The 25,116-nt window shown below is 57.4% G+C and carries 19 protein-coding genes, 3 tRNA genes and 1 other RNA gene; 11 read left to right on the forward strand and 12 right to left on the reverse strand.

The window, feature by feature from the left end:
* The first annotated feature begins 353 nt into the window (after window positions 1-353).
* Complete coding sequence (gene ppsA, locus F3J36_RS02005; RefSeq protein WP_088515864.1) at window positions 354-2,741, forward strand: phosphoenolpyruvate synthase; 2,388 nt, start codon at window positions 354-356, stop codon at window positions 2,739-2,741.
* Window positions 2,742-2,881: 140 nt separating this feature from the next.
* Here ppsA and rprA read toward each other — a convergent pair.
* Together rprA and ydiK are read right to left on the reverse strand one after the other, a co-directional pair.
* An RNA gene (gene rprA / locus F3J36_RS02010) (antisense sRNA RprA) lies at window positions 2,882-2,989 on the reverse strand.
* A gap of 330 nt (window positions 2,990-3,319) precedes the next feature.
* A complete protein-coding gene (gene ydiK / locus F3J36_RS02015) occupies window positions 3,320-4,432 on the reverse strand; it encodes an AI-2E family transporter YdiK (RefSeq protein ID WP_021506235.1) in 1,113 nt (370 codons plus the stop codon).
* A 204-nt stretch (window positions 4,433-4,636) separates the two neighbouring features.
* Between ydiK and F3J36_RS02020 the strand changes: the two genes are divergently transcribed.
* A complete protein-coding gene (locus F3J36_RS02020; RefSeq protein WP_166718739.1) occupies window positions 4,637-7,690 on the forward strand; it encodes an FAD-binding and (Fe-S)-binding domain-containing protein in 3,054 nt (1,017 codons plus the stop codon).
* 30 nt (window positions 7,691-7,720) lie between these two features.
* Here the strand turns inward: F3J36_RS02020 and F3J36_RS02025 are convergent, their stop codons facing one another.
* Entirely contained in the window at window positions 7,721-8,125 is a 405-nt protein-coding gene (locus tag F3J36_RS02025) for a hypothetical protein (protein ID WP_021506233.1), read from the reverse strand.
* A gap of 390 nt (window positions 8,126-8,515) precedes the next feature.
* On the opposite strand from F3J36_RS02025, the gene sufA reads away from it, so the two are divergent.
* The 7 genes from sufA (at window position 8,516) to F3J36_RS02060 (ending at window position 15,186) form a co-directional block, all read left to right on the forward strand.
* Window positions 8,516-8,890, forward strand: coding sequence for a Fe-S cluster assembly scaffold SufA (gene sufA, locus F3J36_RS02030; RefSeq protein WP_058776260.1), 375 nt, complete (start codon window positions 8,516-8,518; stop codon window positions 8,888-8,890).
* A 7-nt stretch (window positions 8,891-8,897) separates the two neighbouring features.
* Window positions 8,898-10,391, forward strand: a complete 1,494-nt coding sequence (gene sufB / locus F3J36_RS02035) for a Fe-S cluster assembly protein SufB (protein WP_021506232.1) — start codon at window positions 8,898-8,900, stop codon at window positions 10,389-10,391.
* A gap of 39 nt (window positions 10,392-10,430) precedes the next feature.
* The gene (gene sufC / locus F3J36_RS02040) at window positions 10,431-11,177 is read left to right on the forward strand and encodes a Fe-S cluster assembly ATPase SufC (RefSeq protein ID WP_021506231.1); all 747 of its coding nucleotides are present in this window, start codon (window positions 10,431-10,433) and stop codon (window positions 11,175-11,177) included.
* Window positions 11,152-12,429 carry a Fe-S cluster assembly protein SufD gene (gene sufD, locus F3J36_RS02045; protein ID WP_059012320.1) on the forward strand — a complete coding sequence of 426 codons (1,278 nt, stop codon included), beginning with the start codon at window positions 11,152-11,154 and terminating at the stop codon, window positions 12,427-12,429. Before sufC ends, sufD begins: the two co-directional genes overlap by 26 nt.
* The gene (gene sufS / locus F3J36_RS02050) at window positions 12,426-13,649 is read left to right on the forward strand and encodes a cysteine desulfurase SufS (RefSeq protein WP_166718740.1); all 1,224 of its coding nucleotides are present in this window, start codon (window positions 12,426-12,428) and stop codon (window positions 13,647-13,649) included. The genes sufD and sufS overlap by 4 nt, the downstream gene beginning before the upstream one ends.
* A gap of 20 nt (window positions 13,650-13,669) precedes the next feature.
* Window positions 13,670-14,086 (forward strand): cysteine desulfuration protein SufE, encoded by a 417-nt coding sequence (sufE, locus tag F3J36_RS02055; protein WP_021506228.1) that lies wholly within the window; start codon window positions 13,670-13,672, stop codon window positions 14,084-14,086.
* Window positions 14,087-14,148: 62 nt separating this feature from the next.
* Window positions 14,149-15,186, forward strand: a complete 1,038-nt coding sequence (locus F3J36_RS02060) for a L,D-transpeptidase family protein (RefSeq protein WP_166718741.1) — start codon at window positions 14,149-14,151, stop codon at window positions 15,184-15,186.
* Between the two features lie 75 nt (window positions 15,187-15,261).
* Here the strand turns inward: F3J36_RS02060 and F3J36_RS02065 are convergent, their stop codons facing one another.
* From F3J36_RS02065 to F3J36_RS02090, 6 genes are all read right to left on the reverse strand, one after another.
* Window positions 15,262-15,498: a major outer membrane lipoprotein gene (locus tag F3J36_RS02065; protein ID WP_007374746.1), complete on the reverse strand. Its 237-nt coding sequence runs from the start codon at window positions 15,496-15,498 to the stop codon at window positions 15,262-15,264.
* A 306-nt stretch (window positions 15,499-15,804) separates the two neighbouring features.
* Window positions 15,805-17,217, reverse strand: a complete 1,413-nt coding sequence (gene pykF, locus F3J36_RS02070; protein WP_021506226.1) for a pyruvate kinase PykF — start codon at window positions 17,215-17,217, stop codon at window positions 15,805-15,807.
* A gap of 344 nt (window positions 17,218-17,561) precedes the next feature.
* Window positions 17,562-17,638, reverse strand: a tRNA-Val gene (locus tag F3J36_RS02075).
* A 12-nt stretch (window positions 17,639-17,650) separates the two neighbouring features.
* Window positions 17,651-17,727, reverse strand: a tRNA-Val gene (locus F3J36_RS02080).
* Window positions 17,728-17,730: 3 nt separating this feature from the next.
* Window positions 17,731-17,807: transfer RNA gene (locus F3J36_RS02085), tRNA-Val, on the reverse strand.
* Between the two features lie 153 nt (window positions 17,808-17,960).
* Window positions 17,961-19,334: an MATE family efflux transporter gene (locus F3J36_RS02090; protein ID WP_166718742.1), complete on the reverse strand. Its 1,374-nt coding sequence runs from the start codon at window positions 19,332-19,334 to the stop codon at window positions 17,961-17,963.
* A 198-nt stretch (window positions 19,335-19,532) separates the two neighbouring features.
* Here F3J36_RS02090 and F3J36_RS02095 point away from each other — a divergent pair, with 198 nt between their 5' ends.
* Entirely contained in the window at window positions 19,533-20,189 is a 657-nt protein-coding gene (locus F3J36_RS02095) for a riboflavin synthase subunit alpha (RefSeq protein ID WP_088515860.1), read from the forward strand.
* A 48-nt stretch (window positions 20,190-20,237) separates the two neighbouring features.
* Here F3J36_RS02095 and cfa read toward each other — a convergent pair whose 3' ends face one another.
* Window positions 20,238-21,386: a cyclopropane fatty acyl phospholipid synthase gene (cfa, locus tag F3J36_RS02100; RefSeq protein WP_166718743.1), complete on the reverse strand. Its 1,149-nt coding sequence runs from the start codon at window positions 21,384-21,386 to the stop codon at window positions 20,238-20,240.
* A gap of 310 nt (window positions 21,387-21,696) precedes the next feature.
* Window positions 21,697-22,899, reverse strand: coding sequence for a purine nucleoside transporter PunC (punC, locus tag F3J36_RS02105; RefSeq protein WP_166718744.1), 1,203 nt, complete (start codon window positions 22,897-22,899; stop codon window positions 21,697-21,699).
* A 109-nt stretch (window positions 22,900-23,008) separates the two neighbouring features.
* Between punC and punR the strand changes: the two genes are divergently transcribed.
* Window positions 23,009-23,920: a DNA-binding transcriptional activator PunR gene (gene punR, locus F3J36_RS02110; protein WP_059011034.1), complete on the forward strand. Its 912-nt coding sequence runs from the start codon at window positions 23,009-23,011 to the stop codon at window positions 23,918-23,920.
* On the opposite strand, the gene purR is transcribed toward punR, so the two are convergent.
* Window positions 23,917-24,942, reverse strand: coding sequence for an HTH-type transcriptional repressor PurR (gene purR, locus F3J36_RS02115; protein ID WP_021506220.1), 1,026 nt, complete (start codon window positions 24,940-24,942; stop codon window positions 23,917-23,919). The two genes, punR and purR, sit on opposite strands and share 4 nt — an antisense overlap.
* Window positions 24,943-25,116: the final 174 nt, after the last annotated feature.

Below are 25,116 nucleotides of genomic sequence, written 5' to 3' on the forward strand. Positions count from 1 at the left end.
CGAATAATCTATTTTTTACGCTGCGCTGATTACCCATCATAGATGAAATGCCAGGTTATTCAGCGCTAATTTCTCGCTTTTGCCCGCGCGGGCGCAAAATAAAAACGGCAAGCGTTGCGCAACAAAAAACGCGGCTAACCTCATGAAAAAGTGAAAAATATCGTATTGCCAACAGGTTGGCAAAAAATAGCTGCGTTGCGCAACAAGGCGCTTTTCGGGGAGTAATCCGATTTTAACGCTGATTTTCTGCTTTAACGATTCAACACTTAGTCTTTATTAATTGATTGTGCCAGGCTGATTTGGCGAATAGCAAAATGTTCCATGTGCTCCAATCATTTAAAAGGATAATCTCAATGTCCAATCAAGACCAACAGTCGCTAGTGCTCTGGTACAACCAGCTTGGCATGCATGATGTTGATCGGGTAGGGGGCAAGAATGCTTCCCTGGGAGAAATGATTACCAATTTGTCGTCGCTCGGGGTATCCGTGCCAAACGGCTACGCGACGACATCTTACGCTTTTAATCAGTTTCTCGACCAAAGCGGACTGAACCAGCGTATTTATGCATTGCTGGACAACACGGATATTGATGATGTTGCAGCGCTGGCGCAGGCCGGCAAACAGATTCGTCAATGGGTGGTGGATACGCCTTTTCAGCCAGAGCTGGAAGCGGCGATCCGCAGCGCCTATGAACAACTTTCTGCTGATGACGCCGAAGCCTCCTTTGCGGTGCGCTCTTCGGCCACCGCCGAGGATATGCCCGATGCCTCGTTTGCCGGCCAGCAGGAAACGTTCCTTAACGTGCAGGGCTTCGACGCGGTGCTGGTGGCCGTGAAGCACGTATTCGCCTCGCTGTTTAACGATCGCGCCATTTCATACCGCGTGCATCAGGGCTACGACCACCGTGGCGTGGCGCTCTCAGCCGGTGTGCAGCGCATGGTACGTTCCGATCTCGCCTCCTCCGGCGTGATGTTCACCATTGATACCGAATCCGGCTTCGACCAGGTGGTGTTTATCACCTCGGCGTTCGGTCTTGGCGAAATGGTGGTGCAGGGCGCGGTTAACCCGGATGAGTTTTACGTGCACAAACCGACGCTGGCCGCTAATCGCCCGGCGATTGTGCGCCGTACGCTGGGCTCGAAGAAGATCCGCATGGTGTATGCCGATTCGCAGGAGCACGGCGAACAGGTGCGCATTGAGGACGTGGAACAGGAACAGCGAGACCGCTTTAGCCTGACCGATGACGAAGTGCAGGCGCTGGCGCGCCAGGCGGTGCTGATTGAGCAGCACTATCAGCGTCCGATGGATATTGAGTGGGCCAAAGATGGCCACACCGGCAAACTGTTCATCGTGCAGGCGCGGCCGGAAACGGTGCGTTCCAACGGACAGGTGATGGAACGCTACAGCCTGCAGGGCAAAGGCAGCGTGCTGGTGGAAGGCCGGGCCATCGGCCATCGCATCGGTGCGGGTGAAGTGAAGGTGATTCACGACATCAGCGAGATGCACCGCATCGAGAAAGGCGATGTGCTGGTCACCGACATGACCGACCCGGACTGGGAACCGATCATGAAGAAGGCGTCGGCGATCGTCACCAACCGTGGCGGCCGGACCTGTCACGCGGCAATCATTGCGCGCGAGCTGGGTATTCCGGCGGTGGTGGGCTGTGGTGACGCCACTGAGCACCTGAAGGACGGTCATAAGGTCACGGTGTCATGCGCTGAAGGCGATACCGGCTATGTGTATAACGATCTGCTGGACTTTGAAGTCACCAGCTCGCAGGTTGATACCATGCCGGATCTGCCGCTGAAAATTATGATGAACGTCGGTAACCCGGATCGCGCGTTTGACTTTGCCTGCCTGCCCAACGAGGGCGTTGGTCTGGCACGTCTGGAGTTCATCATCAACCGCATGATTGGCGTGCACCCGAAAGCCCTGCTGGAGTTTGATCAGCAGACGCCGGAACTGCAGGCGCAGATTGGTCAGATGATGAAAGGCTTTGACGATCCGGTGGAGTTCTACATCGCGCGCCTGACCGAAGGGATCGCCACGCTGGGCGCGGCATTTGCGCCGAAGCGGGTGATTGTGCGGTTGTCGGATTTCAAAACCAATGAGTATGCCAACCTGGTCGGCGGCGAGCGTTACGAGCCGGAAGAGGAAAACCCGATGCTGGGCTTCCGCGGCGCCGGACGCTACGTGGCGGACAGCTTCCGCGACTGCTTTGCGCTGGAGTGTGAAGCCGTGAAGCGCGTGCGCAACGACATGGGGCTAACCAACGTTGAGATCATGGTGCCGTTTGTACGCACCGTCGATCAGGCCGAGGCTGTGGTGGCCGAGCTGGCGAAGCAGGGCCTGAAACGCGGCGAGAATGGACTGAAGGTGATCATGATGTGTGAGATCCCGTCCAACGCGCTGCTGGCAGAGCAGTTCCTGCAGCACTTTGACGGCTTCTCTATCGGCTCCAACGACATGACGCAGCTGGCGCTGGGGCTGGATCGCGACTCCGGCGTGGTGTCGGCGCTGTTTGATGAGCGCAACGATGCGGTGAAGGCGCTGCTGTCGATGTCGATTCAGGCAGCGAAGAAGCAGGGCAAATACGTCGGCATCTGCGGCCAGGGGCCTTCCGATCATCAGGACTTTGCTGCCTGGCTGATGGAGCAGGGCATCGACAGCCTGTCGCTCAATCCGGATACCGTAGTGGAAACCTGGCTGAGCCTCGCTGAGCTGGACGCGGCCAAAGCGTAATCTGTTATACCTGCCTGGTGCCCGGCAATCGTCGGGCACCTGTATGTTATGCCATCCCACTTTTCATCACTTAAGATTGCCATAAACCCAGCGCTGACGGCGTTCACCGCCGGGCCGCTCTGTTTATCGCTGAATTGCAGGCAAAAAAAAGCCCATCACAGGGGATGGGCAAAGACTACACACAGCAATTCTTCACTTTACTCAGGGGAAAAAGGTTGTTTAAAAATCAGTGGCTTGATTTAAAACATAGTGAACATGTTATTCACCGCCGCCGCTGGCGTCTTTAAGAATCCTCTTATTAGTTTAAAGCTGATAATCTTTCATTACGTTTTATCACCCATCCGGCACAGGAATCAGTGCGAAAAATAATCATTTTATCGGTGCGATCGCGCTTAAACGCTGAAAAGTGCGTTTTTTCTTAAAAATCACTAATGGAAAAAATTATTGTGCCGCGAAATTAAGTGGTACGGATTAATGAGTGTTAACCACGGCTGACTAATGCAAATCGCGTTGGGTGCGGAGAGGGAAAAGGGGATAAGCAAACCGGGCTGAGAGCCCGGTTATGCGCCGGAAGCGCGTTACGGCTGCGGCTCTTCGTGTTCGGCCAGTGCTTCGATGGCCGTTTCCGGATCGTCATCCGGCGCCGGCGCTTCATGCATCCACACCGAAACCAGCCGGTAAGAGACCGCCAGTACGACCGGACCGATAAACAGTCCAATCATACCGAAGGCGATCAGCCCGCCGATGACGCCGGAAAGTATCAGAATCATCGGTAAATCGGCGCCCATGCGAATCAGCATTGGACGCAGCACGTTATCCAGCGTGCCGACCACGCAGCTCCACACCAGCAGCACCGTGCCCCAGGTGGTGTCGCCGCTCCAGTAGAGCCAGATAATTGCCGGCACCAGCACAATCAACGGTCCAAGCTGCACCAGGCAGGTAAGAATCATTAATACGGTCAGCAGCGTGGCATACGGAATGCCGGAAATCGCCAGACCGATGCCGCCCAGCACGCCCTGCACCAGCGCGGTCACCACCACGCCGAGCGCCACGGCCCGGATCGCCTGACCGGCCAGCAGCACGGCGGCGTCACCGCGCCGTCCGCCCATGCGGTAGGCAAAGTGCCGGATGCCGAGACCAACCTGCTCACCGCGCCAGTACAGCAGCACGCTGAACAGCAGCATCAGGGCAAGGTGCAGCATGAAACGGCCAAAGTGTCCGGCCTGGGCGACAAAGAAGCCGGTGGTGCGGCCAATATAAGGCTGGACCTGGCTCATGATCGCTGCGCCGCCGCCGTCGATCAGTTTATGGTAGCTGGAATAGAGTTTGCGTCCGGCATAGGGAATATCGCGCAGCCAGGCGAGATCCGGCAGCACCAGATGGCGCTGGGTCGCCCAGGCGATGACCGGCGCGCTGTTATCGATCAGGCTGCTGACCAGCAGCGCGATAGGAATAATAAACAGCAGCAACAGCAGAATCGTCATGGCAATCACCGCCAGCGAACGGCGACCCCACAGTAGTTGCTGCAGACGAATCATCAGCGGCCAGGTGGCAATCACCACCATGCTGGCCCAGGCGAAGCCGAGAATGAACGGCTGCACCACCCACAGACAGGCAATGATCATCAGCAAAATAAACATCAGCGAGAACAACATTTGCGGTAGATCCACACCGCGTTGCAGGCTTTTCATCACAACACAGACCTCAGTAATCCTTCAGGAGGGCGCTCCGCGGCGCCTTCACAATGATGATCTATTTCCTGAAAATTAAACAGAAAAAGCAGCGCGACGCGGCCGTTTTCCTGAAAAAACAGCGGGCGGCAAAAAAATGTGATACAACCAAGAGCTGAAAAAAATTAACCACGCAAACGTTTACAACATCCCGGTCACGAAATAATGATCCCACAGATTTCTCAGGCGCCAGGCCTCGTTCAACTGGTGCTGACATTCCTGCAGTCGCTGAAAGAACAAGGTTTTACCGGCGACACCGCGACCAGCTATGCCGACCGCCTCACGCTCTCCACCGATAACAGCATCTATCAGCTCCTGCCCGATGCGGCGCTGTTTCCGCGTTCAACGGCGGACGTGGCGCTGATCGCCCGACTGGCCGGTGAGCCGCGTTTCAACAGCCTGGTGTTTACCCCGCGCGGCGGCGGTACCGGCACTAACGGGCAGTCGCTCAACCAGGGCATTGTGGTCGACATGTCGCGCTACATGAACCGCATCCTCGAGATCAACACCGAGCAGGGCTGGGTGCGGGTTGAAGCCGGCGTGGTGAAGGACCAGCTTAACGCCTGGCTCAGGCCGTACGGCTTTTTCTTCTCTCCGGAGCTGTCGACCAGTAACCGCGCCACGCTGGGCGGCATGATCAATACCGATGCCTCCGGTCAGGGCTCGCTGGTGTATGGCAAAACCTCCGATCACGTCGAAGGCCTGCGTGCCGTGCTGCTGGGCGGCGAAATTCTTGATACGCGCGCCATGCCCACCGCGCTGGCGGAACAGCTGGCCACGACGCCGACCGCTGAAGGGCGCATCTATAAAGCAGTGCTTAACCGCTGCCGCGAGCAGCGTGAACTGATTCTGGCAAAATTCCCCAAACTGAACCGCTTCCTTACCGGTTATGACCTGCGCCATGTGTTCAGTGATGATTTGCAAACTTTCGACCTGACGCGCCTGTTGTGCGGCGCCGAAGGCACGCTGGCCTTTATCACCGAAGCCCGGCTGGATATCACACCCATTCCCAAAGTGCGCCGGCTGGTGAACATTAAGTACGATTCATTCGATTCCGCACTGCGCAATGCACCTTTTATGGTCGAGGCGCAGGCCCTGTCGGTGGAGACAGTGGATTCGAAAGTGCTGAACCTGGCGCGCGAAGATATCGTCTGGCATTCGGTCAGCGAGCTGATCACCGATGTGCCAGGCAAAGAGATGCTCGGCCTGAATATTGTCGAGTTTGCCGGCGACGATGCGGCGCTGATTGCGCAGCAGGTGACCACGCTGTGCGCGCGGCTGGATGAGCTGATGGCGCAGCAGCAGGGCGGCGTGATGGGCTATCAGCTGTGTGACGATCTGGCGGGCATTGAGCGCATCTATAACATGCGTAAAAAAGCGGTGGGTCTGCTTGGCAACGCTAAAGGGCGCGCCAAACCGATTCCGTTCGTGGAGGACACCGCCGTGCCGCCGGAGCATCTGGCGGATTACATTGTGGATTTTCGTGCGCTGCTCGACAGCCACGGCCTGAGCTACGGCATGTTTGGTCACGTGGATGCCGGCGTATTGCACGTGCGTCCGGCGCTGGACATGTGCGATCCGCAGCAGGAGAGGCTGATGAAGCAGATCTCGGACGAAGTGGTGGCGCTTACCGCGCGCTACGGCGGTCTGCTGTGGGGCGAGCACGGCAAAGGCTTCCGTGCCCAGTACAGTCCGGCATTCTTTGGCGAAACGCTGTTTAATGAGCTGCGCCGCATCAAAGCGGCGTTCGATCCGGATAACCGTCTCAACCCCGGCAAAATCTGTACGCCGCTGGGTAACGACGAACCCATGATGCAGGTCGATGCCGCCACGCGCGGCAGCTGGGATCGCCAGATTCCGCTGACGGTACGCAATGACTGGCGCGGCGCGATGGAGTGTAACGGCAACGGACTGTGCTTCAACTTTGACGTGCGCAGCCCGATGTGCCCGTCGATGAAAATCACCCGCGATCGTATCCATTCGCCAAAAGGACGCGCCACGCTAACACGTGAGTGGCTGCGCCTGCTGGCGGAGCAGGGCGTTGACCCGCTTAAGCTGGAGCAGGCCTTGCCAGCAAAGGGCGCCAGCCTGCGCAGTCTGATTCAGCGCACGCGCAATTCGTGGCATGCGAAGCAGGGCGAATATGACTTCTCGCATGAAGTGAAAGAAGCGATGTCCGGCTGCCTGGCGTGTAAAGCCTGCTCGACGCAGTGCCCGATTAAAATCGATGTGCCGAACTTCCGCTCACGCTTCCTGCAGCTTTATCACACCCGCTATCTGCGCCCGGTCAGCGACCATCTGGTGGCGTCGGTTGAAAGCTATGCGCCGCTGATGGCAAAAGCACCGCGGGTGTTCAACTTCTTCCTGAAACAGCCGTGGATGCGCGACCTCAGCCAGCGCCACATCGGCATGGTCGATCTGCCGCTGCTCTCCTCGCCGAGCCTGAAGCAGCAGCTGAGCGGCCACCCGGCGATGCGGGTCACGCTGGAGCAGCTGGAAGCCATGGATGCGGCCCAGCGCGAACAGCACGTGCTGGTGGTGCAGGATCCGTTTACCAGCTATTACGAAGCGCAGCTGGTGACCGATTTCATCCGGCTGATTGAAAAACTCGGCTACCGGCCGGTGCTACTGCCGTTCTCACCTAACGGGAAAGCGCAGCACGTGAAAGGTTTTCTGCAGCGCTTTGCCCGCACCGCCGGCAAAACCGCTGAATTCCTCAACCGGGTGGCGCAGCTCGGTGTGCCGATGGTCGGTGTCGATCCGGCCACGGTGCTGTGCTATCGCGACGAATATCAGCAGGTGCTGGGCGAGCAGCGCGGCGCGTTCAGTGTGCAGCTGGTGCATGAGTGGCTGCACGGCGTGCTGGCCGGGCGCGAGGAGCAGATCGCCAGCGGCGAAGCCTGGTATCTGTTTGCCCACTGCACCGAGGTCACGGCGCTGCCGTCAACGCCCAATCAGTGGCAGGCTATTTTTGCCCGTTTTGGCGCGAAGCTGGAGAACATCAACGTGGGCTGCTGTGGCATGGCCGGCACTTATGGTCACGAGAGTAAAAACCTGGCGAACTCGCTGGGCATTTATGAACTGTCGTGGCATCCGCAACTGCAGAAGCTGCCGCGTCAGCGCTGTCTGGCGACCGGCTTCTCCTGCCGCAGCCAGGTGAAACGCGCCGAGGGCAACGGTATGCGCCATCCGCTACAGGCTTTGCTGGAATTGATGTAAACAAATTGTAGGAGCCGTCACAAAGCTGGATTAGAATATCCAGCCTGCGTGGCGGACGAAATCACTTTGCAGGCGGGTCGCCTGGTCCCAGTCGCCGCTGAGCGCCAGTTGATGACACAAACGGGTCAGCGACAGGCGCGCCAGCTGGTAAGCCTGAATACGGAACAGGCGATCGCGATCGGCATTGCCCATCTCCTGTACTAAGCGGTGGTGCAGCTTGCCCATCGCGTGCAGGTAGCTGTGATCGTCGCCGTTCAGCTGGCAGATTTCGGCCATGTCGAGACAGGTATCGTTAAAACGACGCAGTTGTTCAATGGAACAATCGGTGCGGTTGAGCTTTGCCTGAGCCAGATAGAAGTCGACGGTGATATCACGGACCGAAAACTTATATTCGTCGATTTTATGTTGTAACCAGGCTGAGACGGAAAGCGTCATGTCGCCACCCAAAGTAGGTTAATGATAATCATTATCATATTAAACCGCGCCAGGAATGCAATTCCCGCCGTGAAATTTTATTGATTTCCTTTGCCTGTTACAAAAATCGGCAATAACAATCTCTTTACATCCAGCAAAGGCGTAACCTATCAATCAGAGCATAAACGTAAAAAGCGAACTGGAAAATTTACGGCTTATGAACAGGTTACGTTCTGACGGCGCGCGCGGGAATGGCGCGCACAAGCTGGTGGGAAGGGACTATGCTTAATAAAGCAGCAGCAAAAAACAGCACGAGATGATTATCCCTGCAAAACAAGAGGTTGAAGTGATATCTGATATCACTACCATAGGGGGATAGCCTGAAAAGGCCCAGACTTACGAGGTAGCACTATGTCATCAGTAAATGCAGCGTCTTTTTCACCTGACGATTTCGTCTGGAAAGGGCTCACGCTGACCGAGTCGGCAGCGAAACAGATTCTCAGCCTGGTGGAACAGGATCCGGAAGTTAAGGGCCTGAAACTGGGTGTGAAACAGTCCGGCTGTGCCGGTTTTGGGTACGTTATGGACCTGGTGAAAGCGCCTGCCGATGACGACCTGCAGTTCGAGCAATATGGCGCAAAACTGTTTGTGCCGCTTCAGGCGATGCCGTTTGTTGACGGTACCGAGCTGGATTATGTCCGCGAAGGCCTGAACCAGATTTTTAAATTCAACAACCCTAAAGCTCAGCACGCCTGCGGGTGCGGTGAAAGCTTTGGCGTCGAGTAAGTGAAATATGTCACGACACAGCGAAGCATCTGACGATGTACAAACCTGGGAAGGCAGCCTGAACTATAAAGAAGGCTTCTTCACCCAGTTGCAAACCGACGAACTGGCACACGGCATCAATGAAGATGTGGTGCGTGCCATTTCGGCCAAACGTAACGAACCCGAGTGGATGCTGGAGTTCCGTCTCAAGGCGTTTCGCGCCTGGCTGGAGATGGAAGAGCCACACTGGCTGAAAGCGCACTACGACAAGCTCGATTATCAGGATTACAGCTACTATTCCGCGCCGTCCTGCGGCAATTGCGATGACAGCTGTGCCTCTGAACCGGGTGCCACCCAGACGTCCGGCAGCGTCGCCTCCAGCGATTACCTGACCAAAGAAGTGGAAGACGCGTTTAACCAGCTGGGCGTGCCGGTGCGTGAAGGCAGAGAAGTGGCGGTGGACGCCATTTTCGACTCGGTGTCCGTGTCGACCACTTATCGTGACAAGCTGGCTGAGCAGGGCATTATTTTCTGCTCCTTCGGTGAAGCGATCCACGATCATCCTGAGCTGGTACAGAAGTATCTTGGCACCGTGGTGCCGCACAACGATAACTTCTTTGCTGCGCTCAACTCGGCGGTGGCGTCCGACGGTACCTTCGTTTACATCCCGAAAGGCGTGCGTTGCCCGATGGAGCTGTCGACCTATTTCCGCATCAACGCGGCGAAAACCGGCCAGTTCGAACGTACCATTCTGATTGCTGATGAAGACAGCTACGTCAGCTATATCGAAGGCTGTTCAGCGCCGGTGCGCGACACCTACCAGCTGCACGCAGCGGTCGTCGAAGTGATCATCCACAAAAACGCCGAAGTGAAATACTCCACGGTGCAGAACTGGTTCCCGGGCGGAGAAGGCGAGGGCGGTATCCTCAACTTCGTGACCAAGCGTGCGCTGTGTGAAGGCGAGCACAGTAAGATGTCGTGGACGCAGTCCGAGACCGGCTCAGCCATCACCTGGAAATACCCGAGCTGCATCCTGCGCGGTGATTACTCAGTGGGCGAATTCTACTCCGTCGCGCTGACCAGCGGTCGCCAGCAGGCCGATACCGGTACCAAGATGATTCACATTGGTAAAAACACCAAATCGACCATCATCTCGAAAGGTATCTCGGCCGGTAAGAGCCAGAACACCTACCGCGGCCTGGTGAAAATCATGCCGACTGCGACTAACGCGCGTAACTTCACCCAGTGTGACTCGATGCTGATTGGGCCGGACTGCGGTGCGCACACCTTCCCGTACGTGGAAACGCGCAACAACAGCGCGCAGCTTGAGCACGAAGCCACGACGTCGCGCATCGGTGAAGATCAGATGTTCTACTGCCTGCAGCGCGGCATTAGCGAAGAAGATGCGATCTCGATGATCGTCAACGGCTTCTGTAAAGACGTTTTCTCCGAGCTGCCACTGGAATTCGCCGTGGAAGCGCAAAAACTGTTAGCGATCAGCCTTGAGCACAGTGTCGGCTGATGCCACACGCGTTGCCGGAAGCAATGTGAAGGAAAGAGTATGTTAAGCATTAAAGATTTACAGGTTAGCGTTGAAGACAAAGAGATTTTGCGCGGTCTGAACCTTGAGGTTAAGCCGGGCGAAGTGCATGCCATTATGGGCCCGAACGGTTCCGGCAAGAGCACCCTGTCTGCCACGCTGGCCGGTCGTGAAGATTATGAAATCACCGGCGGTTCCGTGACCTTTAAAGGCAAGGACCTGCTGGAGCTGGAGCCGGAAGAGCGTGCCGGTGAGGGCATCTTCATGGCGTTTCAGTACCCGGTCGAGATCCCGGGCGTCAGCAACCAGTTTTTCCTGCAGACCTCAGTCAATGCGGTGCGTAAATACCGTGAGCAGGAAGAGCTGGACCGTTTCGACTTCCAGGACTTCATCGAAGACAAGATCAAGCTGCTGAAGATGCCGGAAGATCTGCTGACCCGTTCCGTCAACGTCGGCTTCTCCGGCGGTGAGAAGAAGCGTAATGACATCCTGCAGATGGCGGCGCTGGAGCCTGAGCTGTGTATCCTCGATGAAACCGACTCTGGTCTGGATATCGATGCGCTGAAAATTGTTGCAGAAGGCGTGAACAGCCTGCGCGACGGCAAGCGCTCATTCATCATCGTAACGCACTACCAGCGCATCCTGGATTACATCAAGCCAGATCACGTGCACGTGCTGTATCAGGGCAAAATCGTGAAGTCTGGTGACTTTACGCTGGTGAAACAGCTGGAGGAGCAAGGCTATGGCTGGCTTACCGACCAGGAGTGATAACGCGCTGCAGCAGTGGCATCACCTGTTTGAGTCACGCGGCGAACAGCGTTCGCTGCAGGCACAGCAGCACTGGCAGCAATTGATGCGTGTCGGCCTGCCGACGCGCAAGCATGAAAACTGGAAATACACCGCGCTGGACAGCCTGCTGGCACAGCAGTTCGTGCAGGCTGAAGCGCCAGGCGTGAGCGCTGAGCAGGTGGCTGCGCTGGCGCTGCCGCTGGACGCGATTTGCCTGGTGTTCGTCGACGGTCGCTTCCAGCCTGAGCTGAGCGCGCGTGACACCGGTCTGTTTGACGTGCAGCACAGCCGTGCCGCTGAGCGACGTCCGTTACCGGCTGCGGTACAGCCGGAGGTGTTCCTGCACCTGACGGAAAGTCTGGCGGAAGAGGTGACCTCGATTCGTCTGCCGCGCGGCAAAGCTGCAGCGCAGCCGCTCTATCTGCTGCACATTACCAGCGGGCAGGCGGATGCGCTCAACACGGTGCATCATCGTCACCATCTGGAGCTGGAGTCCGGCGCGGAAGCGCAGGTGATCGAGCATTACGTGACGCTGAATGGCAGCGCCCACTTCACTGGCGCGCGCTTTACCTTTGCCGTGGGCGACAATGCGCAGCTGAAGCATACCAAGCTGGCGTTTGAAGAGAGCAGCAGCTACCACTTTGCGCACAACGACATCGTGATTGGCCGTGACGCGCAGGTGAGCAGCACCAGCTTCCTGCTGGGTGCCGGTTTGTCGCGTCACAACACCAGCGTGCAGCTGAACGGTGAGAACACCCAGCTGTCGCTGAACAGCCTGGTGCTGCCGGTTGGCAGCGAAGTGGCGGATACGCGCAGCTATCTGGAGCACAACAAAGGCCACTGCCTGAGTCGCCAGCTGCACAAAACCATTTCGCGTGACAAAGGGCGCTCGGTGTTTAACGGCCACATCAAAGTGGCACAGCACGCGCTGAAAACTGACGGCCAGATGACCAACAACAACCTGTTGCTCGGTCGCCTGGCGGAAGTGGACACCAAGCCGCAGCTGGAAATCTACGCCGATGACGTCAAGTGCAGCCACGGCGCGACCATCGGTCGCATCGACGATGAGCAGATGTTCTACCTGCGCTCGCGCGGCATCGCCGAAGACGCGGCGCAGCAGATGATCATCCATGCTTTCGCCGCTGAACTGACGGAAGCGCTGGAAGATGACGCGCTGCGCCAGGTGGTACTGCAACGTATTACCGACCGTTTCCCGGGAGTTGAGTCATGAGTTTCGATCTCGAACGAGTCAGAGCGGAGTTTCCGATTCTGAGTCGTGAGGTCAACGGACATCCGCTGGCCTACCTTGACAGCGCGGCCAGCGCACAGCGCCCGCTCGCGGTGATCAACGCGGAAAGTCACTTCTATCAGCACGGCTATGCGGCCGTGCACCGTGGTATTCACTCGCTGAGCGCGCAGGCGACCAGCGATATGGAAAACGTGCGCGCCCAGGCGGCGCGTTTTCTGCATGCTGCCGCGCCGGAAGAGATTATCTTCGTGAAAGGCACCACCGAAGGCATCAATCTGGTGGCCAACAGCTGGGGCGGCAGTCAGCTGCAGCCGGGCGATAACCTGATCGTCACTGAGATGGAGCATCACGCCAACATCGTGCCATGGCAGATGGTGGCCCAGCGCACCGGCGCGGAAATCCGTGTTCTGCCGCTCAACGACAACGGCGAGCTGGCGCTGGAACAGCTGGCGGGGCTGATCGACAGCCGTACGCGCCTGCTGGCCGTGACGCACGTTTCCAACGTGCTCGGCACGGTTAACCCGGTGAAAGCTATCGTGGCGCAGGCGAAAGCCGCGGGCGTGGTGACGCTGGTAGACGGCGCTCAGGCTGTGATGCACCACCCCGTTGACGTGCAGGATATCGGCTGCGATTTCTACGTGTTCTCCGGCCATAAAATCTATGGGCCGACCGGGATTGGCGTGCTGTACGCGCGTAAGGCGCTGCAGGAGATCATGCCGCCGTGGGAAGGCGGCGGTTCGATGATCGATCAGGTCATGCTGCCCACCGGCACCACCTGGAATGGCGCACCATGGCGCTTTGAGGCCGGCACGCCGAACACCGGCGGCATCATTGGTTTCGGCGCGGCGCTGACGTGGATCAGCGAACTCGGTCTGGAGACGATCCATCAGCGCGAGAGCCAGCTAATGCGTTACGCGCTGGACAAGCTGGCGTCGGTGCCGGACCTGGTTATTTACGGCCCGGCCGAGCGCAGCGGTGTGGTGGCGTTTAACCTCGGTAAGCACCACGCGTTTGACGTTGGCAGCTTCCTCGACCAGTACGGCATTGCCATCCGCACCGGCCACCACTGTGCCATGCCGCTGATGCGTCATTATGCGGTGCCAGCGATGTGTCGCGCCTCTTTCGCGCTCTACAATAGCGAAGAGGAAGCCGATCGCCTGGCGGCTGGTCTGACGCGCATTCATCGTCTGCTGGGCGGTTGAGCAGATTTCAGGAGTTATGCATGGCAAACCTGCCAGAAAAAGAGAAACTGGTGCGCAACTTCAATCGTTGCGCCAACTGGGAAGAGAAGTACCTCTACATCATTGAACTCGGGGCAAAATTACCAGAATCCTCTGAAAGCTTGCATCAGCCGCAGTACGTCATTTCCGGCTGTCAGAGTCAGGTATGGATTCGCATGACCCCACAGGCAGACGGCACCATTGCTTTTGAAGGTGACAGCGATGCCGCCATCGTTAAGGGCTTGATTGCTGTGGTATTTAGCCTGTATCAGGGGCTGAAAGCGCCAGAGATTCTGGCACTGGATGTCGCCCACTGGTTTGGCGAACTGGCCCTGACGCAACACCTCACCCCTTCGCGTTCGCAGGGGCTGGAAGCGATGATTCGCGCGATCCGGCATAACGCACAGTCTCTCAGCTAAGTTACACTCTCCAGACCCCGGCCATGACCGGGGTCTGTTCCATCCGACAAAGAGAAAATTGCATGAAACCTGCGCTTCGTTTAGCCGGTGCATTGCTGTTGTCCTGTTTCGGACTGTCTGCACCTGCGTTTGCTACGAAATACCCCCTGCCAGCCGCTGATAGCCGTTTGATTGGCGAAAACACCCTGACCACCGTCCCGGATGACAAACGGCCGCTGGAGAGCATTGCCGCGCGTTATAAGATAGGCATGCTTGGCATGCTGGAAGCCAACCCGGGCGTCGACCCCTGGCTGCCGAAAGCCGGAACGCAGCTTACCGTGCCGCTGCAGATGCTGCTGCCGGATGCGCCGCGCGAAGGCATCGTGATCAACCTGGCCGAACTGCGCCTCTACTACTATCCCAAAGGGGAAAATCGCGTCGTGGTTTATCCGATCGGCATCGGCCAGTTGGGTGCCGCCACGCCCAGTATGGTGACGAGTATCAGCCAGAAAATCCCTAACCCCACCTGGACGCCCACCGTCAATATCCGCAAACGCTACGCCAAAGAGGGCATCACGCTGCCCGCGATGGTGCCTGCCGGGCCGGATAACCCGATGGGGCTGTTTGCGCTGCGTCTGGCGCGCGGCAGCGGCCAGTATCTGATTCACGGCACCAACGCCGACTTTGGCATCGGGATGCGCGTCAGCTCTGGCTGTATTCGTTTGCGCCCGGACGATATCGAAGCGCTGTTTAACAGCGTGCCGCAGGGTACGCGCGTGCAGGTGATTAACCAGCCGATCAAGTATGCCATCGAGCCGGACGGCAAACGCTACATTGAGGTACACCAGCCGCTGTCGCGTAATGAACATGACGATCCGCAGACCATGCCAATTGCGCTGAGCGCGCCGCTGAAAGCCTTTATAAAGAGTGCGAAGAGCGACAGTGCGCTGATTAAGGCGGCGATTGAACGTCGTTCAGGCATGCCGGTGCTGGTGAGCAGTGGGGAACCGGTGAGTGAGGCGACGCCGCTGCCGGCGGTACTGCAGACGCAGCAGGGGGCAACAGGCGGTGCGCAAGCCACCATCAGTCAGGCGCAGGGCGAAGCCGCTGCGACACCGTGATTCAGGGCCAGCGGACGGCAGAATCCGGACAAAAAAAATGGTGCCACAAGGGCACCATTTTTCAAACCAGAACTCTTACTTACGGTAAGAGTGAGCCTGGTTGTCCAGACGCTGGTTAGCGCGAGCTGCGTCGTCTTTAGCAGCCTGAACGTCAGAACGGATTGCGTTCACGTCGTTGCTCAGCTGGTCAACTTTAGCGTTCAGAGTCTGAACGTCTGAAGACAGCTGGTCGATTTTAGCGTTGCTTGAGCAACCAGCCAGCAGAGTTGAACCCAGGATTACCGCGCCCAGTACCAGTTTAGTACGATTCATTATTTATACCCTCTAGATTGAGTTAATCTCCATGTAGCGTTACAAGTATTACACAAAGCTTTTTAAGTTGAGAATAAATTTTTGATGAGAACATGCTTAAATTTGATCGTTCGCTCAAAGAAGCAGCGTTTCGCAGAACATGATGAAAATATTTAGCGAAAACAGAGAGATTTAATCGGATTAACCTTAATTCTGCGGGATATTGAATAGTTATTATCGATTGGAATTTTCCGCTTTCTGTCTCAGGCGCGGAATAAAAAAAAGCGCCCCGAAAGGCGCTCTTTTAAATAAACATCACCGGCTCGATCAGAGTACGTGCACCGACGCGGTGTTGGTGGTTCCGCTCGGTACCAGCGCACCCGAAACCATCACCACGACATCGCCTTTCTGCGCGTAGCCGCTCTGCAGCGCCATCTCTTTGCCGATGCGGTAGAAATCATCGGTCGAGGCGATTTCACTCACCAGACGCGTTTCAATCCCTTTGCTGAGGATCAGCTGACGCGCGGTGGTCTGGTTAGTGGTCAGGGCCAGAATGGTGGCATCCGGGAAGTATTTACGCACGGATTTAGCTGACTTACCGCCTTCGGTCGCCACCACAATCACCGGCGCTTCCAGTTTCTCAGCGGTCTCAACGGCGCCACGGCACACTGCTTCAGTGATACGCAGCTTGCGCGAATCCTGCAGGGAATCGATGCGCGATTTCATCACGCGATCGGTACGCTCGCAGATGGTCGCCATGATGGTGACCGACTCCAGCGGGTATTTACCCTTGGCGCTCTCACCGGACAGCATCACCGCGTCGGTACCGTCGAGGATGGCGTTGGCCACGTCGCCGGCTTCAGCACGGGTAGGGCGCGGGTTCTTGATCATCGAATCCAGCATCTGCGTCGCTGTGATTACCACTTTGCGCGCTTTATTACACTTCTTGATCATCATCTTCTGGGCGAAGATCACTTCTTCAACCGGGATTTCCACACCGAGGTCACCACGCGCGACCATGATGCCGTCAGAGGCTTCCAGGATCTCGTCGAAGTTGTTCAGGCCTTCCTGGTTTTCGATCTTGGAGATGATCTGAATGTGCTCACCGCCGTGGGCTTTCAGGTGCTCACGGATTTCCAGCACGTCAGAACGTTTACGGATGAAGGAAGCCGCAACGAAATCCACGCCTTGCTCGCAGCCGAAGATCAGATCGCGCTTGTCTTTTTCTGCCAGCGCTGGCAGCTGAATGGACACGCCCGGCAGGTTGACGCCTTTGTTTTCGCCAAGGTCGCCATTGTTCAGCACTTTACACACCACGGTGTTTTCCGTGACTTCGGTGACTTCCATGCCGATCAGACCATCGTCGACCAGCACGGTGTTACCAATTTTCAGGTCTTCGGTGAAACCGGCGTAAGTAACGGCAACGCGCTCGCTGTTACCAATCACTGACTGATCGGTGGTGAAGGTGAAGGTCTGGCCAGCTTTCAGGGACACATCATTGCCACCGTCCAGTTTCATGGTACGGATTTCCGGGCCTTTGGTGTCCAGCAGAATCGCGGCCTGGCGACCGGTTTTTTCCATGACGGCACGCATGTTGGTGATGCGCTGACCATGTTCGGCATAATCCCCGTGAGAGAAGTTCAGGCGCATGACGTTCATGCCCGCTTCCAGCAGTTGAGTCAGCATCTCTTCGGATTCGGTTTTCGGACCGATAGTACAAACGATCTTGGTCTTTTTCATGTCAGATTTCTGTAAGTTGTGATGGATGATAAAGGTCGGGGTTCGATGCGCCTGGCACCGAAGTAAAAATCTGTTTGGTGTTGGTACGTTTGACACAGAAGTAAGAATAGGTGACGACGGCTAAGCGTGCAGAGAAGTTATGCGCCGGGCGGAGAGACCGTAGCGACGGCGTTGCGCAAATGATGTAAGTGGCTGGCATAGGCACGTTAGCGCTGAAACCTTTCAGGTGGAACAACGCGGCATAGTATAGTCGCTAAGTATGCGAAAACCAATATAAAAGCAGAGGGAGAAAACCGACTCAGATCAAGGAAAAGCGAGTTGCGCAAGGGAGATAACAGCAAAAGTGGTGCGCTCTAATGGACTCGAACCATCGACCCCCACCATGTCAAGGTGGTGCTCTAACCAACTGAGCTAAGAGCGCATTTCAGAAATCTGGTGCGTCCGAGTGGACTCGAACCACCGACCCCCACCATGTCAAGGTGGTGCTCTAACCAACTGAGCTACGGACGCACTTGGTGCGCTCTAATGGACTCGAACCATCGACCCCCACCATGTCAAGGTGGTGCTCTAACCAACTGAGCTAAGAGCGCAACACGCTGTCAGGGCGACAGCGGGGACGAATATTAACGGCAGGCCGTGATGCTGGCAAGCGGAAAAGTGATTTTTCCTGACGACTGACCAGCAACTGTGCTATGCGTCGTTTTTTTCGCCATTGCGGGCCAAATAAACGCCCGCTCAGCCACTTAGCGCGCGGCGCGCGCCAGAATCACCTGCGCCGGTAAACGCTGCAGACGGCGGATGCGCCAGATCATCATCACCGCCGCCGACGTCAGACCGACGATAAATCCGCACCAGAAACCGGCCGGCCCCAGCGGTGCCACCACCCAGTCGGTCAGCGCCAGCACATAACCCACCGGCAGCCCCAGCACCCAGTAGGCGATCAGGGTAATAAAGAAGATCGAGCGCGTGTCCTTATAGCCGCGCAGGATACCGCTGCCGATCACCTGAATCGAATCCGAGAACTGGTAGATGGCCGCCAGCAGCATCAGCTGCGCCGCCAGGGTAATCACTTTCGGATTAGCGGTATAGAGCGCGGCAATATCGTGGCGGAAGGTCACGGTAAACAGCGCGGTGATCGCCGCCATGGTGATACCCACGCCCTGACCGGTCCACGCGGCGATGCGGGCCTGTTCGGCCGAGCCCTGGCCCAGACGGTAGCCGACGCGAATGGTAGTGGCGACGCCGAGCGACAGCGGCAGCACAAACATCAGCGAGCTAAAGTTGAGCGCGATCTGATGACCAGCGACTTTCACAATGCCGAGCGGCGACACCAGTAGCGCCACCACGGCAAACAGCGTGACCTCGAAAAACAGCGCCAGCGCGACCGGTAATCCCAGCGTGAACAGGCGCGTCAGAATAGCGCGCGACGGTGGCGACCAGCGGCTATGCATGCGGATATCGCGCATGGCCGGCATGCGCTTCAGCCAGAAGCGCATCACCAGATACATCACCCAGTAAACCGACGCGGTGGCGACGCCACAGCCCACGCCGCCCAGCGCAGGCATACCGAAATGGCCGTAAATAAACACATAGTTCAGCGGAATGTTGGTCAGCAGGCCGAGGAAACCCAGCAGCATCGCCGGCTTAGTCTTCGATAGCCCTTCACACTGATTACGTGCCACCTGGAAAAACAGGTAGCCCGGTGCGCCCCACAGCAGCGCGTGCAGATAACCTTCTGCTTTGGCCGCCAGCTGAGGATCAATGTCATGCATGGTGTGAATCAGGTAGCCGGCGTTCCACAGCACCACCATAATCAGCAGCGCCACGCCCGCCGCCAGCCAGTAACCCTGGCGCACCTGTTCTGCGATGCGTTCGCGTCGCCCGGATCCGTTGAGTTGCGCAACGGTTGGCGTCAATGCCAGCAGCAGACCATGACCAAACAAAATGGCGGGAAGCCAGATAGAGGTGCCGACAGCAACGGCGGCCATATCCGTGGCGCTCACCGCACCGGCCATTATGGTATCCACAAATCCCATCGCGGTCTGTGCCACCTGAGCAAGGATGACCGGGATCGCGAGGGCCAGCAATTGACGCGCTTCTGTTAAATACTTCTGCACGTATCACCTGCGTAATTTAAGAAGAGAGCGGGGTGAAATCCCCAAAGAATGCGCGACCTAGTGTAGCGGTAGCCCGCACTTCCGCCAAACATTGATCGCATTTGGTTGCGCCATTTGTGTAAAGTTTGCGCGCCGGCAAATTAAACCTTGCGGCGCAAGCTGTGATAAACTGCCACAAACTTCGCAGAGGCTGAAATTATGTTTACCGGAATTGTGCAGGGCACGGCAGAAATTGTCGCCATTGAAGAAAAAGAGTTGTTCCGCACCCACACCGTGCGCTTGCCTGCTGAGCTGCTGCCCGGCCTGGCGCTGGGCGCCTCGGTGGCGCACAACGGGTGCTGCCTGACGGTGACCGCCATTGACGGCGATCGCGTCAGCTTCGATCTCATCAAAGAGACGCTGCGCATCACCAACCTCGGTGAATTACAGGTAGGTGACATCGTGAATATTGAGCGCGCCGCGAAATTCAGCGATGAAATTGGCGGACACCTGATGTCCGGCCATATTATGACCACCGCCGAAATCTGTAAAATTATCCAGTCAGAGAATAACCGCGAAGTGTGGTTTAAATTACAGGACGCTGAGCAGATCAAATATATTCTGCATAAAGGATTCGTCGGCATCGATGGTATCAGCCTGACAGTCGGTGATGTCACCAAAAGTAAGTTCTGCGTGCACCTGATCCCGGAAACGCTGGAGCGCACCACGCTGGGCGCGAAGAAGCTGGGGCACCGAGTCAATATCGAAATCGATCCGCATACCCAGGCGATTGTCGACACCGTCGAACGTGTGCTGGCGCAGCGTGATGCCGCGGCTGCCGCGCTGGTGGCACAAACGCTGCCGGACGCGGAGTAATCGCGAATAAAAAAGGCGCGGTAAGCGCCTTTTGTCCTGGCCCGGAAATCAACGCGCCACGCGCAAACCGCCTTCGGCGCCGCGGCTGAAAACTACCTGCCACAGCTGAATATCGCGCGCGCGAAACGCACCGGCGCAGGCGTTGAGATAATAGCTGAACATGCGTTTGAAACGCTCGCCATACTTCTCCGCCAGCTGCGGCCATGCCGCCTGGAATCGCTCGTACCAGGCCATCAGCGTGGTGTCATAATCCGCGCCGAAGTTGTGCCAGTCTTCCATGATGAAGTGGGATTCGCTGGCATCGGCGATCTGCCGTACCGACGGTAAACAGCCGTTGGGGAAAATGTATTTATCGATCCACGGGTCGACGTTCATGTCGGTTCTGATCGCCCCAATGGTGTGCAGCAAAAACAGGCCTTCCGGTTTCAGGTTACGATCAACCACATCGAAGTAGGTGGCATAGTTTTTCGGCCCGACGTGTTCGAACATGCCCACCGACACGATGCGGTCAAACTGCTGGTTCAAATCACGGTAATCCTGCAGCAGAATGGTCACATCCAGACCGGCACAGCGCTGCTGCGCCATTTTCTGCTGCTCGGCAGAGATAGTCACGCCATGCACTTTCACCCCGTAATGACGCGCGGCGAATTCCGCCAGTCCGCCCCAGCCGCAGCCGATATCCAGCAGCGTCATGCCCGGCTCAAGCTGCAGCTTGCGGCAGATCATATCCAGCTTGTCCTGCTGTGCCTGCTCCAGCGTTTCCGCGCTTTTCCAGTAGCCGCAGGAGTACTGCATAAACGGATCGAGCATCAGTGAAAACAGGTCGTTGCCAAGATCGTAGTGCTCTTTACCAACAATCCAGGCGCGTTTCTTTGACTGCAGATTGGTGAGGCGCGCCGCAGCAATGCGCAGCGTGTCTTTAAAATGGTGCGGTAACTGCTTATCCAGATGATGTTTCAGCACGCGGTGGAAGAACATATCCAGACGTTCACACTCCCACCAGCCGTCCATGTAGCTTTCACCGAGGCCCAGCGATCCCTCCTGCAGGACCCGTTTGAAAAAATCCGCATGTCTGACCTGAATATCCCAGGGACGTGTGCCGTTGATGTGGATGTCCGCCCGCTCCAGTAATTCATGGACGATACGAAACCATTGGTTTTCTTCAAGGCTCACTTCTTCTATACACGATGAACTCATAGCTTCTCCATCACCTTTCCGATTTGAACCTGAGAAAAAGAATAGTCAAATTCCTCAGGCCTGTGAGAGAACTCACGGAAAATCCGTGCGCCAGATAGCCGACGTACTACAGAGGTATGAATCTGAATAGAAATGTCTGCCACAACTCCGGAGGTGAATATCGTGCAGACGCCATCCCAGCGACAGTGTCGCTAAAAAATACGCTCATTATGTTATTGATTTGTTGCAGAAATGCTGACCCACTGAGTATATGCTCACGCAGGTCAGTATTCAATGGCTTATCGTTAGTTTGCTAACGATAATCGTTGCCTTAGCAATTATCTTCGCAGGGACGGGAAGCGTGAGCAATATCACTTTGTGCGCTGGCGCTGCGCTGCCACAGGAAACCGGCCCAGGCGAGGATCACCGTGGCCACCATGACCAGCGTGGTATGTAACAGCGCCTGCTGCAGACCCGCGGAAACAATCAGGCTGGCGAGGAAGCATAAGCCCAGCTGCAGCAGATTCTGCAGGCCGGCCGCTTTGCCGGTGGCCTGCGGGAACGGGGCGAGGGCGCTGGACACCACAATCGGGTAAATCGCGCCATTGGCCAGCGCCATGCCGCAGAACGGCAGCAGCAGAGCCACCAGCGGCGGCGTGGTCATCAGCGCCACCGCAAACAGGCCCAGAATGCTCAGGCTGTAAATCATCAGCAACCACGGCAGCAGCTGCGCACCCTGAAAGCGATTCAGCAGGGCGCGACAGCCAAATCCGCCCAGCAGGAAGGCGATGGTCTGCGGAATATAGCTCAGGCCAATGTCCGCCGGGCTCAGACCCGCGGCGGCGAGTATAAACGGCGAGCCGGTCAGCCAGGCGAAGAAACTGGCGGAGCAGGCGGCATAAATCAGTACGTTACCGCTGTAAATACGCGTCGCCAGCAGCGTCAGCCAGCCCGGCTGTGGCGCGCTTTCGTGGCGCGCACGCGGCGCGCTGGCCAGTTTCAGCGTGCCGAACAGCAGCACCAGCGTCACCAGCGTGAGCGCGAGGAAGATGGCGCGCCAGTGGAAATGGGCCATCAGCCAGGCACCCAGCAGCGGTGCCAGCGCCGGCGACAGCGCCACCAGCGGCATAATCGTGGCAAACACTTTGTTGGCTTTGGCCTGCGGATAGCGATCAACCACCAGCGCCTGCCAGCTCACCGCTGCGGCGCACACGCCTACCGCCTGCACAAAGCGCAGCGCCAGCATCAACCAGACGTTAGTCACCCACAGCATGGCGAGACAGCTCAGCGCAAACAGGCTCAGGCCCGCCAGCAGAATGGGTTTACGGCCGAAGCGGTCCGACAGCACGCCCCACAGCACCTGCGCACAGGCAAAGCCGCCCAGAAACAGGCTCAGGCTGGCGCTGATGGTGCCCGGTGCGGAAGCAAAGTCGCGCTGCATGGCGCCGAAGGCGGGTAAATACATATCGGTGGCCAGAAAGCCGAGCATGCTCAGCACGGCAAGGTAAGGCAGAAATCCTTTGGATGACAGCATGGTTTTTCTCATTCGGCAGGTTGAACGGCGGGGAGTGTAAAAGGGTGCAGCGGGCTTTGTGAAACGCTAATATTTGCAGGGTGCTGTTAAAATTTTTGATGGGAAAACTATGTGGTCGGAATATGCACTTGAGGTGGTGGACGCGGTAGCGCGCACCGGCAGTTTTAGCGCGGCGGCGCAGGAGCTGCACCGCGTGCCCTCTGCCATCAGCTATACTGTGCGCCAGCTGGAAGGCTGGCTGGCGGTACCGTTGTTTGAACGGCAGCATCGCGAAGTGGTGCTGACGGCAGCAGGCGAACATTTTGTGCGCGAAGGGCGTTCTGTTATCAAAAAAATGCTGGCCACGCGCCGTCAGTGTCAGCAGCTGGCCAACGGCTGGCGCGGTCAGCTCAGTATCGCGGTGGATTGTATTGTCAAACCGCAGCGCACCCGCCAGCTGGTAAAAGATTTTTACCGCCATTTCCCCGATATGGAGCTGATCATCAGCTACGAAGTATTTAACGGCGTGTGGGACGCGCTGGCTGATGGGCGTGTCGATGTGGCGATTGGCGCCACCCAGGCCATTCCGGTCGGCGGCCGCTTCGCTTTTCAGGATATGGGCGCGCTCAACTGGCGCTGCGTGGTGAGTCCGCAGCATGCGCTGGCTCACAGTCCGCAGCTGGACGACGAAACCCTGCGCGCCTGGCCATCGCTGGTGCTGGAAGATACGTCACGCGCGCTGCCGCGCCGCATGACATGGACGCTGGATAACCAGCGGCGTCTGGTGGTGCCGGAGTGGGAAACCGGGCTGGATTGCCTGCAGGCCGGATTGTGCGTGGGCATGGTGCCGGGGCACCTGGCGCGCCCGCTGCTGGACAGCGGCGCGCTGGTGGAGCTGGCGTTGCCGCAGCCGTTTCCTGACAGCCCGTGTTGCGTCAGCTGGTCTGAGCAGCGTGCGTCACCGGCGCTGGCGTGGTTGCTGGAATATCTGGGCGATGCGGAGACGCTGAACCACGAGTGGCTCAGCGAGAAGGCGGCTTAACGGCGGTAATCGCGGAACGGGCCGTCGGCCACGGAGCGACGCTCAATCAGCGTGGGCTGCACTTCAATGGTCTGCGGCTCTTCGCGTTTGCTGGTGATGCGGTCCAGCAGCATCTCCAGTGCCTTTTCCCCCAGCTGGGCTTTCGGCTGGTGCACGGTTGTCAGCGCCGGGGTGAAATAGCGCGCGTTGCGCACATTGTCATAGCCAATGACCGAAATATCCTGCGGCACGCGCAGTCCCATCTCGTCGGCCGCGCAAATCGCGCCCATCGCCATGATATCGCCGCCGCAAAACACCGCCGTCGGGCGCTGTTTCTGGTTCAGGATCTGCTGCATTGCCTGATAACCTGACTCCGGTTCGAAGTCACCCTGCACAATCCACTCGGGACGGACGCTGATGCCCGCTTCCTGCATCGCCTGCAGAAAACCCGCATGACGGCCACCACCGGTGTTGCGCTCCATCTGGCCGGGGATAGCACCGATGTCGCGATGGCCGCGCTCAATCAGGTAACGCCCGGCGAGGTAACCGCCGTGGAACGCATTGTCCTGCACGGTATCGGTAAAGTCACCGCGCGATTCACCCCAGTCCATGACCACCATCGGGATATTGCGGTTCTCTTCCAGCATCTGCAGCAGATCGTCGGGATATTCGGAGCACATGACCAGCAGGCCATCGACGCGCTTTTGCGCCATCATCGACAAATAGGCACGCTGTTTTTGCAGATCGTTGTGCGCGTTGCCGAGAATCAGCGTGTAACCACGCTCAAAGCAGTGATTCTCCACGGCTTCAATAATTTCGGCGAAGTAGGGCGCTTCGCTGGAGGTCGCCAGCAGGCCCAGCGTCTTGGTGTGATTCACCTTCAGGCTGCGGGCCACCGCGCTCGGTGAGTAGTGCAGCGCTTTAATCGCTTCCCATACGGCGTTACGCGTCTCTTCCGCGACAAAACGCGTTTTGTTGATGACATGCGAAACCGTGGTAGTTGAGACCCCGGCGCGTTTCGCCACATCTTTAATGGTTGCCATGAAAATGGTACTCCTGGGCTTATCGCAACTTACTGATAAGTATATTGTTAAACGTTTGCGTCTGCTAATGGTTTTGCGCCCTGAATATCAGGGCTAATCTGCTTAATCGGGCAGGGAAACATCCTTCAGCAGGCTGTCAATGCAGCATGCGCTAAATCTGTTGCGCAACGAAAG

The organism is Pantoea sp. Cy-640, assembly GCF_011752635.1.
In the GTDB taxonomy this organism is placed as follows: Bacteria; Pseudomonadota; Gammaproteobacteria; order Enterobacterales; family Enterobacteriaceae; genus Pantoea; species Pantoea dispersa.

What these genes read in the sequence shown, in the direction of transcription:
- punR (WP_059011034.1), top strand. Translation starts at nt 23,009, where the DNA reads ATGTGGTCGGAATATGCACTTGAGGTGGTGGACGCGGTAGCGCGCACC.
- sufC (WP_021506231.1), top strand. Translation starts at nt 10,431, where the DNA reads ATGTTAAGCATTAAAGATTTACAGGTTAGCGTTGAAGACAAAGAGATT.
- ppsA (WP_088515864.1), top strand. Translation starts at nt 354, where the DNA reads ATGTCCAATCAAGACCAACAGTCGCTAGTGCTCTGGTACAACCAGCTT.
- F3J36_RS02095 (WP_088515860.1), top strand. Translation starts at nt 19,533, where the DNA reads ATGTTTACCGGAATTGTGCAGGGCACGGCAGAAATTGTCGCCATTGAA.
- pykF (WP_021506226.1), bottom strand. Translation starts at nt 17,217, where the DNA reads ATGAAAAAGACCAAGATCGTTTGTACTATCGGTCCGAAAACCGAATCC.
- punC (WP_166718744.1), bottom strand. Translation starts at nt 22,899, where the DNA reads ATGCTGTCATCCAAAGGATTTCTGCCTTACCTTGCCGTGCTGAGCATG.
- F3J36_RS02025 (WP_021506233.1), bottom strand. Translation starts at nt 8,125, where the DNA reads ATGACGCTTTCCGTCTCAGCCTGGTTACAACATAAAATCGACGAATAT.
- sufE (WP_021506228.1), top strand. Translation starts at nt 13,670, where the DNA reads ATGGCAAACCTGCCAGAAAAAGAGAAACTGGTGCGCAACTTCAATCGT.
- sufA (WP_058776260.1), top strand. Translation starts at nt 8,516, where the DNA reads ATGTCATCAGTAAATGCAGCGTCTTTTTCACCTGACGATTTCGTCTGG.
- F3J36_RS02065 (WP_007374746.1), bottom strand. Translation starts at nt 15,498, where the DNA reads ATGAATCGTACTAAACTGGTACTGGGCGCGGTAATCCTGGGTTCAACT.
- F3J36_RS02060 (WP_166718741.1), top strand. Translation starts at nt 14,149, where the DNA reads ATGAAACCTGCGCTTCGTTTAGCCGGTGCATTGCTGTTGTCCTGTTTC.
- ydiK (WP_021506235.1), bottom strand. Translation starts at nt 4,432, where the DNA reads ATGAAAAGCCTGCAACGCGGTGTGGATCTACCGCAAATGTTGTTCTCG.
- sufD (WP_059012320.1), top strand. Translation starts at nt 11,152, where the DNA reads ATGGCTGGCTTACCGACCAGGAGTGATAACGCGCTGCAGCAGTGGCAT.
- cfa (WP_166718743.1), bottom strand. Translation starts at nt 21,386, where the DNA reads ATGAGTTCATCGTGTATAGAAGAAGTGAGCCTTGAAGAAAACCAATGG.
- F3J36_RS02020 (WP_166718739.1), top strand. Translation starts at nt 4,637, where the DNA reads ATGATCCCACAGATTTCTCAGGCGCCAGGCCTCGTTCAACTGGTGCTG.
- sufS (WP_166718740.1), top strand. Translation starts at nt 12,426, where the DNA reads ATGAGTTTCGATCTCGAACGAGTCAGAGCGGAGTTTCCGATTCTGAGT.
- purR (WP_021506220.1), bottom strand. Translation starts at nt 24,942, where the DNA reads ATGGCAACCATTAAAGATGTGGCGAAACGCGCCGGGGTCTCAACTACC.
- sufB (WP_021506232.1), top strand. Translation starts at nt 8,898, where the DNA reads ATGTCACGACACAGCGAAGCATCTGACGATGTACAAACCTGGGAAGGC.